The 8,258-nt window shown below is 57.2% G+C and carries 8 protein-coding genes; 7 read left to right on the plus strand and 1 reads right to left on the minus strand.

Going from position 1 to position 8,258, the window contains the following annotated elements; translation table 11 throughout:
- On the minus strand, positions 1–1,037 hold a 1,037-nt coding region (locus B4U49_RS02355; protein WP_143735486.1), incomplete at its 3' end, for a TldD/PmbA family protein.
- A 429-nt stretch (positions 1,038–1,466) separates the two neighbouring features.
- Between B4U49_RS02355 and B4U49_RS02360 the strand changes: the two genes are divergently transcribed.
- The 7 genes from B4U49_RS02360 (at position 1,467) to B4U49_RS02390 (ending at position 8,013) form a co-directional block, all read left to right on the plus strand.
- On the plus strand, positions 1,467–1,922 hold the full coding sequence (locus B4U49_RS02360) for a hypothetical protein (protein ID WP_078082975.1): 456 nt from the start codon (positions 1,467–1,469) through the stop codon (positions 1,920–1,922).
- A 43-nt stretch (positions 1,923–1,965) separates the two neighbouring features.
- Positions 1,966–2,634, plus strand: a complete 669-nt coding sequence (locus B4U49_RS02365) for a PspA/IM30 family protein (protein WP_078082976.1) — start codon at positions 1,966–1,968, stop codon at positions 2,632–2,634.
- Positions 2,634–3,293 (plus strand): YqiJ family protein, encoded by a 660-nt coding sequence (locus B4U49_RS02370; RefSeq protein ID WP_078082977.1) that lies wholly within the window; start codon positions 2,634–2,636, stop codon positions 3,291–3,293. The genes B4U49_RS02365 and B4U49_RS02370 overlap by 1 nt, the downstream gene beginning before the upstream one ends.
- 46 nt (positions 3,294–3,339) lie before the next feature.
- Positions 3,340–5,004 carry a flotillin family protein gene (locus B4U49_RS02375; RefSeq protein ID WP_193432801.1) on the plus strand — a complete coding sequence of 555 codons (1,665 nt, stop codon included), beginning with the start codon at positions 3,340–3,342 and terminating at the stop codon, positions 5,002–5,004.
- A gap of 269 nt (positions 5,005–5,273) precedes the next feature.
- Positions 5,274–6,383: a 4-hydroxyphenylpyruvate dioxygenase gene (hppD, locus tag B4U49_RS02380; RefSeq protein WP_078082978.1), complete on the plus strand. Its 1,110-nt coding sequence runs from the start codon at positions 5,274–5,276 to the stop codon at positions 6,381–6,383.
- 27 nt (positions 6,384–6,410) lie between these two features.
- Positions 6,411–6,959, plus strand: coding sequence for a VOC family protein (locus B4U49_RS02385; protein WP_078082979.1), 549 nt, complete (start codon positions 6,411–6,413; stop codon positions 6,957–6,959).
- Between the two features lie 43 nt (positions 6,960–7,002).
- A complete protein-coding gene (locus B4U49_RS02390; RefSeq protein WP_078082980.1) occupies positions 7,003–8,013 on the plus strand; it encodes a fumarylacetoacetate hydrolase family protein in 1,011 nt (336 codons plus the stop codon).
- The last annotated feature ends 245 nt before the right edge of the window (positions 8,014–8,258 follow it).

Consider the following 8,258-nt stretch of genomic DNA (forward strand, 5'->3'; position numbering starts at 1 on the left):
ACCTTGTCGCTGCCGTACTTGAACTTGCCGCTGCGCCATTTATCCAGGGTTGCAAAAGAAGTGCCCGCGTAATTGGCCTCGTAGCCGAGCACGCGGTCGAGCTCCAGCGGGTGGCCCACGGACTCGTGAATGGTCAGCATCAGGTGCGAAGGCTCGAGCACCAGATCGTATTTGCCCGGTTCAATGGATTTTGCGGTCAGTTTGGCTTTTGCCTGTTCCGCAGCGAGGCGCGCATCCTCGGCCATATCGTAGGAATTCTTGTACAGGGTGGTCTGGCCGTGGATTTTGTCTTCCTCACGCCCGTCCAGATATTCGTAGCCGCGCCCCACCGGGTCGCTGAGACCGTTGCGGGTTTTGAACACCCCGGTTTTCTTGTCGACCACGGTGACCTGCATCGGTGCCCACAGACGGTGCACATCCTGGTCGATATAGGAACCGTCACTGGAAGCAAAATATTTCTGTTCGTTGACCAGGTAAAGGGAAGAATTGATGAAACTTGCGCCGGCCTCCAGCGCCCCGTTGTTGACGTCCATCAGGAACTCCACCTTTTCACTGATGGGTACCTCGATGGCGTTTTTCTGAATCGGGGTCTGCCACGAAACCTCGCCCACGCCCTTTACTGGTGCCAGCTGTACCGGTTCGCTCTGGTATTTGGCGTTGGCCTTGGCTACTGCAACAGCCTGTCGCGCAGCCTTGGCGATACCGTCTCTGCTCAGGTCATTGGTGGCGGCGAAGCCCCAGGTACCGTTGGCAATGACACGGATACCGGCACCGAAGGATTCGGTATTGACGATATTCTCGACGTTTGTCTCGCGGGTGATGACGAACTGGTTGAGATAGCGGCCGATGCGTACATCGGTATAGGAAGCACCAGCTTTGCGCGCGGCATTGAGGACGATATCGGCGAGGACTTTTTTCTGCCCCGCATCCATACCGTTACCGGTGAGTTGTTCCGCGGAAACCGCAATACCGGATACCGGAAGCAGTATGCCACTGGCACCAACGCCCCCGAGCTTGATGAATTGTCGTCTGTCCATTGTCCTCCCCGGGCTCCCGGTCCGGAACCCGCCTTGGATAAGTGGGGGAACCGGAAGACTGTTTATTGTTATTGCCGCCGGATCGCGGCGGGTAAGCCCTACAGGAAATCGCGCGCGCGGGTTTTTGTAAAGCGTTAACTCGTTGAAATGACTGATGGCAAGGCTGAACGGTTGCGCGCACTTTGCTGGCGCAATCAGTCGCCGCGTGCCCCCAATTGGTGAGATCCCGCCGGGAAGGTGTGCCGATGCGGCCTGGGCGCCTCAGCGGTGTTATGCCATTGGCATAAAGAATGCGGAATTTGCATGATTTCGTGACTATCTAACTTGTTTTGGCGCGCTTTTGCCCCGGCTCCGCGCCTGTAATCTCGTGTAATTGACCGTAAACGGGTTCGTGTGTACTTTTGTATACATCGCAAGACAGGGAATGCCATGCTCAACAAAACCCAATCCATCTCGGCGCGACTTTCGTCAGAGGACTACACCTACCTGATGTCCATTGACCGCAATGGCGCCGTCACCCAGAGCGAAAAAGTGCGCGAGCTGATCGCCATGGCCCGTGAAGCCGTGGGGGTCGAGAGTTTTGCGCGCGCTTATCTCGCTTCCGCAGAAACCATGCTGCCCACCAGGGCCAGGTACGTGGATGAAAACCAGCGCAGTCTGCTGGTAGAGGCCCTGCTGGAACTGGTGACAGAAGGGGCGGCGGCGATACAGGCCTGTTCCGATCAGGAGGCACTGGCACCGGCGCTCGAGCAAAAGGCGCTGCCGGCTATCGAGACATTCCTGGAAAAAATTCTGCTGGTTGCGGTGCAGGAGGATCCCCGTGTGGTGAATCCGGATGCGGCAAAAAAAATACAGCAGCGACTGCGGGATCTTATGCATCGTTGATCCCCCACCAACCCAAACAGATCGACAAGAGGAAGGAAAAGTAATGAAAGAAGGACTGATAAAACGTATCTCCCGCATCATCTCTGCCTCGGCCAACGCGGTGGTGGACTCTGTGGAAAACGCCACACCGCAGCTGGTGATGGAGCAGGCCATCCGCGAAATTGATGATGCCATTGCCGACGTACGCGATCAGCTCGGCAAGGCAGAGGCGGCCAAATACCTGAGCAGCAAAACGCTCAATGATGAAAACAGCCGTCATGCCACGCTCAGTGCGCAGATCGAAGTGGCCGTGCAGGAGGGGCGCGATGATCTCGCCGAGGCCGCCATCGCCAAGCAGATGGATATCGAAGCGCAGATCCCCGTACTGGAAAAAGCGATTGCGGAAACCGATCAGGAAATCAACGAGCTGAATTCCTATATCGGTGCACTGCAGGGCAAGAAGCGCGAAATGCGCGAGCAGCTGCGCGAGTTCATCAAGGCCAGTGAACATGTAAGCAATGGGCCGGCGGGAGAGCAGCAGGGCAACAGTCGTGCTACCGCCGACAAGGTGGACCAGGCCACCGGTGCCTTCAATCGCATTCTGGAACAGGCGGGTGTCCCCACTTCTGAATCCAGTGCTGACGCCAGCAAACTCGCCGAACTTGAAGAACTGGCGCGCGGCAATCGCATCAAGGAACGCCTGGCCAAAATCAAATCCCAGACGGAGGCTTGATGGCTTTCTTTCTGCAAGACGGCAACCAGCTGTTTACCGGTGCACTGGTATTGATGCTGATGATTGCCGTACTCGAGGGGGTGATGATGCTGATCGGTGTCGGTATCTCGGACATGCTGGACAACCTGCTGCCGGATATGGATATCGATCTGGACGCCCCCGATACCGAGGCAGGCGGTGTGCTCACCAAGCTGTTGGGCTGGCTGCGCTTTGGCGAGGTGCCCGCGCTGATTTTGCTGGTGGCTTTCCTGGTCAGCTTCGGTGTTACCGGCCTGCTGATCCAAATGTTCACGGAATCGCTGGTGGGTATTTTGTTGCCCGGCTGGTTGCTGGTGATTCCGGTGCTGATGCTGGCACTGCCACAGGTGCGCTTTGTCGGTAATGTACTGCGCAAGTTTGCTGTCGGCGATGAAACGGAAGCAGTTGGCCGTGCATCTTTTATCGGCCGGGTTGCGGTCATCACCATTGGTGAAGCCGTCGCCGGCTCGCCGGCAGAAGCGCGGCTCAGGGACGAATTTGGTACCACCCACTACGTGATGGTGGAGCCGGATGATGGGGAAACCTTTACACAGGGACAGCAGGTGTTGTTGGTGGAAGAGCGCGGAGCTAATTTCCGCGTGATCAAGCCCACCAACAAAAACCTGACTGAAAACAATTAAATTGGAGAATGCGTTAGTGATTCAGAATCTTTCCAACATAGGGATTATGGCAGGGGCAGTACTGATTGGCCTGATCGTCATCGGTACCATTTTCGCGCGACTGTATACCCGCGCTTCCAAGGAGCGCTCTTTTGTCCGTACCGGTATGGGTGGCCAGAAGGTCATTATGAACGGCGGCGCGCTGGTGTTGCCGGTGCTGCATGAAATCATCCCGGTAAACATGAACACGCTGCGCCTGGCTGTTTCGCGCAAGGAGCATCAGGCGCTGATTACCAAAGATCGTATGCGCGTCGACGTGCTTGCGGAGTTCTACCTGCGCGTGAAGCCGGATACCGATGCCATTGCCAATGCGGCCCAGACCCTGGGTGTGCGCACTCTGGATCCGGAAGCGCTCAAGGAAATGATCGAGGGTAAATTTGTCGATGCCCTGCGCTCGGTAGCGGCGGAAATGGAAATGGCAGAGCTGCATGAGCAGCGCAGCCAGTTCGTGCAGAAAGTACAGCAAGTAGTCTCCGAAGACCTGCTGAAAAACGGTCTGGAACTGGAATCCGTGTCCCTGACTGGTCTCGACCAGACGCACAAGGAGTTCTTTAATCAGGACAACGTGTTCGATGCCGAGGGTCTTGCCAGCATGACCCGTTCCATTGAGGCGCGTCGCAAAGAAGTGAATGATGTGGAGCAGGAAACCCGGGTTCAGATTGAAACCAAGAACCTGGAAGCGGAACGTCAGCGTCTGGAGATCGAAAAGGAAAAACGCTACGCCTACCTGGAGCAGCAACGCGAGTTGGAAAACCGCGAGGCAGCGCAGAAGGCGGATATGGCCAAGGAAACCGCCGCCCAGGAACGTGCGGCCCGCCAGGCAGAGATTGAAGCCGAACGCGAAGTGGACCAGGCCCGTATCGCCGCGGAACAGGCCACCCGCCTGCTGGAAATTGAAAAAGAAAAACGTCTGCAGGAGCAGGAAATCGAGCGCGAACGCGTACTCGATGAGCAGCGTATCTCCAAGCAGAAGTCGCTGGAAATTGCCGAGCAGGAACGCGCCATTGCGGTTGCCGAAAAATCCAAAGAGCAGTCCGTTGCCGATCAGCAGGCTAACGTGGCGCGCGCGGAAGCGGTGAAGGCGGAAGAGCTGGTGCAGACTGCGAAAGACGTGGAAGCGGCCGAGCGTGACAAGCGTATCGAGATTATCGAAGCGCAGAAAGAAGCCGAGCGTCAGGCGACCTCCATCAAGGTTGCCGCAGAAGCGGAAAAAGCTGCCGCGGAAGACAAGGCGGAAGCGCTGCGCCTGCAGGCGTCCGCAGAAGCTGAGGCTGTGCGCATCAAGGTCGAGGCCGATCGTGAAAAGTACGCGGTGGACGCAGAGGGTCAGCGTCTGATGAACGAGGCCATGAACAGCCTCAGCGATGCACAGATCGCACTCAAGCGGGTACTCAGCCTGCACGAGAACCTGCCGGGCATCGTGCGCGAGAGCGTGCGTCCGCTGGAGAAGATCGAGGGTATGAAGATCATCTCTGTGGAGGGCCTGAACGGTGTTGGCGGTCGCGCCAGCGGCGGCATCGTCGACAGTGAGGGCGAATCCGGCAGCCAGAGCCTGCCTGAGGCTCTGGTGGGCAGCGCGCTGAAGCACCGCGCCATGGCGCCGCTGGTAGATTCCCTACTGAAGGAAGCCGGTGTCGGCGACCTCTCCAAGGTGGTCGAAACCGAAGCCTGACTGTAAATAGACTCCTGGCCGCGCAATGCGGTCGGGAGTTATCCCTTCTCAAGACTTTCTTGCACCCATTTCCTCTGTCTGGTCATTTCTTTACCGGTTATTTCCTATTTTTGGGCCTATTACTTTAGAGCCGTTTCAAACCGTCTGAGTCCAGTGCTTGACATTGGTTACACGCGTAACTAAATTCGTTGCACCTGAAACCAAGTAGGCCTGCGCCGCCACAAGCGGTACCCCGGGCCACCATAAAAAATCCCGCATAGGAGGATCACATGGCCGATTTATTTGAGAACCCCATGGGCCTGGACGGCTTCGAGTTCGTGGAATTCACCGCGCCGGAGAAGGGCATTCTGGAGACTGTTTTCGAGGCCATGGGCTTCACCAAGGTCGCCCGTCACCGCACCAAAGACGTTGAGCTGTGGCGTCAGGGTGATATCAACTTCATCACCAACTACGAGCCGGGCAGCCACGCGGACTACTACGCGCGCGAGCACGGCCCCTCCGCCTGTGGCCTGGCGTTCCGCGTAAAGGATGCGACCTTTGCCTACAACGAAGCCCTCAAGAAGGGTGCGCAGCCGGTGGAAGTGGAAACTGGCCCCATGGAGCTGCGTCTGCCGGCCATCAAGGGTATCGGTGGTGCCACCCTGTACCTGATCGACCGCTATAAGGAAGGTGAGTCTATCTACGATATCGACTTCCACTGGCTGGAAGGCGTGGACAAGCATCCGGAAGGCTGTGGTTTCCACACCCTGGACCACCTGACCCACAACGTGTACCGCGGTCGCATGGACTTCTGGGCCAAGTACTACGAGGACCTGTTCAACTTCCGTGAGATCCGCTACTTCGACATCAAGGGCGAGTACACCGGCCTGCTGTCCAAGGCGATGACTGCGCCGGACGGCAAAATCCGTATCCCGTTGAACGAAGAAGCGGCTGGTGGCGGCGGCCAGATCGAAGAATTTCTGATGAAGTACAACGGTGAAGGCATCCAGCACATCGCATTTGCCTGTGACGACCTGGTGGCCTGCTGGGACCGCCTCAAGAAGCAGGGTATGGAATTCATGACCCCGCCTCCGGAAACTTACTATGAAATGCTGGAAGAGCGCCTGCCCGGTCACGGTGAGCCCACCGACGAGCTGAAGAAGCGCGGTCTGCTGCTGGACGGTACCACCGAAGGCGGTCAGCCGCGCCTGCTGCTGCAGATCTTCTCTGCCAATATGCTCGGCCCGGTATTCTTCGAGTTTATCCAGCGCAAGGAAGACGAAGGCTTTGGTGAAGGCAACTTCAAGGCACTGTTCGAATCCATCGAGCGCGACCAGCTCAAGCGCGGTGTAATCGGCGGTAAAGAAGGCGGGGATCAGGGCAAAGAAGACGCAGCCTGATCCATTCATCTAAACCGGAGGCCAACCATGGCTATACAGCGTATCCACCACGTGGCCTACCGCTGCCGCGATGCCAAGGAGACCGTGGAGTTCTACCGCGATCTCCTGGGCATGGACTTTCAGCTCGCCATTGCCGAAGACAAGGTGCCCTCGACGGGGGCACCGGATCCCTACATGCATATCTTTATGGATGCGGGACAGGGCAACGTGCTCGCTTTCTTTGAGCTGCCCAATTCCCCGGATATGGGCCGCGACGAAAACACTCCGTTGTGGGTGCAGCACATCGCCCTGGAAGTGGAGAGCATGGACGAGCTGCTGGCGATGAAGCAAAAGCTCGAAGATGCGGGTATCGATGTGCTCGGGCCTACCGATCACACCATCTTTAAGTCCATCTATTTTTTCGATCCCAACGGCCACCGCATTGAGCTCGCAGCCAATACCGCCAAGCCCGGTATGCATAAAGAGCTCAAGCGTGTTGCAGAAGACATGCTGGAAGAGTGGTCCCGCACCAAGAAGGCGCCGCGCCATGCCGCGTGGATGCATGGTGACGAAGAGTTCAAAGCACTGGATCCTTAAAACTGAGATCCAAAACCAACGATTCAATTGAGAGGAAGGCACAGTGAAGTTAGCCACCTTGAAAAGTGGACGCGACGGCAAGCTGGTTGTGGTCAGTGATGACCTGACCCGCATGGAGTCAGCGGCCAATATTGCGCGTACCCTACAGAGCGCCTTGGATAACTGGGACAAGAAATCTGCCCAGCTGGAAGAGCTCCAGGCGAAACTGAACAGCGGGGAGATCGCAGGCGAGCCCTTCGATCAGAGTCAGTGTCACTCCCCGCTACCCCGGGCCTACCACTGGGCGGATGGCAGCGCCTATGTGAACCACGTGGAACTCGTGCGCAAGGCGCGCAATGCGGAGATGCCCGAGAGCTTCTGGACCGACCCGCTGATGTATCAGGGTGGTTCCGATACCTTTCTCGCCCCGCGCGAGCCTATTGTGATGCCCCAGAGCGAGGGCTTCGGTATCGACTTCGAAGCGGAAATCGCAGTCATTACCGATGACGTACCGATGGGCGTTTCCCCGGAGCAGGCCCTGAAGCACATCAAGCTGGTGATGCTGGTAAACGATGTATCCCTGCGCGGGCTGATCCCGAACGAACTGGGCAAAGGATTCGGGTTTTACCAGTCCAAGCCTTCCAGTGCGTTCTCCCCGGTATGTGTCACTCCGGCGCAACTGGGTGATAGCTGGAAAGAGGGCAAGCTCCACCTGCCATTGATTTCAGAACTGAATGGCGACAAGTTTGGCGAGCCGAACGCGGGTATCGATATGACCTTCCACTTTGGTCAGCTGATTGCCCACGCGGCCAAGACCCGTCCGCTGGGTGCCGGTACCATCATCGGTTCCGGTACCGTATCCAACAAACTCGACGGTGGCCCTGGCAAGCCGGTAAACGAGGGTGGAGTTGGCTACAGTTGTATTGCCGAGATTCGCATGATCGAAACCATTGAGGAAGGTAAACCGACCACCTCCTTTATGCAGTTCGGTGATCGGATTGCCATTGAAATGCTGGATCGGGATGGTCAGTCCATCTTCGGCCGTATCGAGCAGGTTGTCGAGCAGGCCTCCTGATTCATCCGCTACGGCCTCTTCGGAGGCCGTATTCCTGAATGCAGCGACTTGTTTTCAGGCTGGCGGCATTCCCGCAACGGTACCCGGCTGGATACAAAGTAACGGCGCTGGGAAACTGTTTCACTTTTCCCGCATGTTTTGAATTTTTTTACCGCCTGCAGAGGCGGCTCGAGTGCGGCAAAAGTTTTTCTGAAAAAGTGCTTGCACCCCGTTGGGCCTCTCCGTATAGTTCGCGCCCTCGCTGC

The organism is Microbulbifer mangrovi (assembly GCF_002009015.1).
GTDB classification, from domain to species: domain Bacteria; phylum Pseudomonadota; class Gammaproteobacteria; order Pseudomonadales; family Cellvibrionaceae; genus Microbulbifer; species Microbulbifer mangrovi.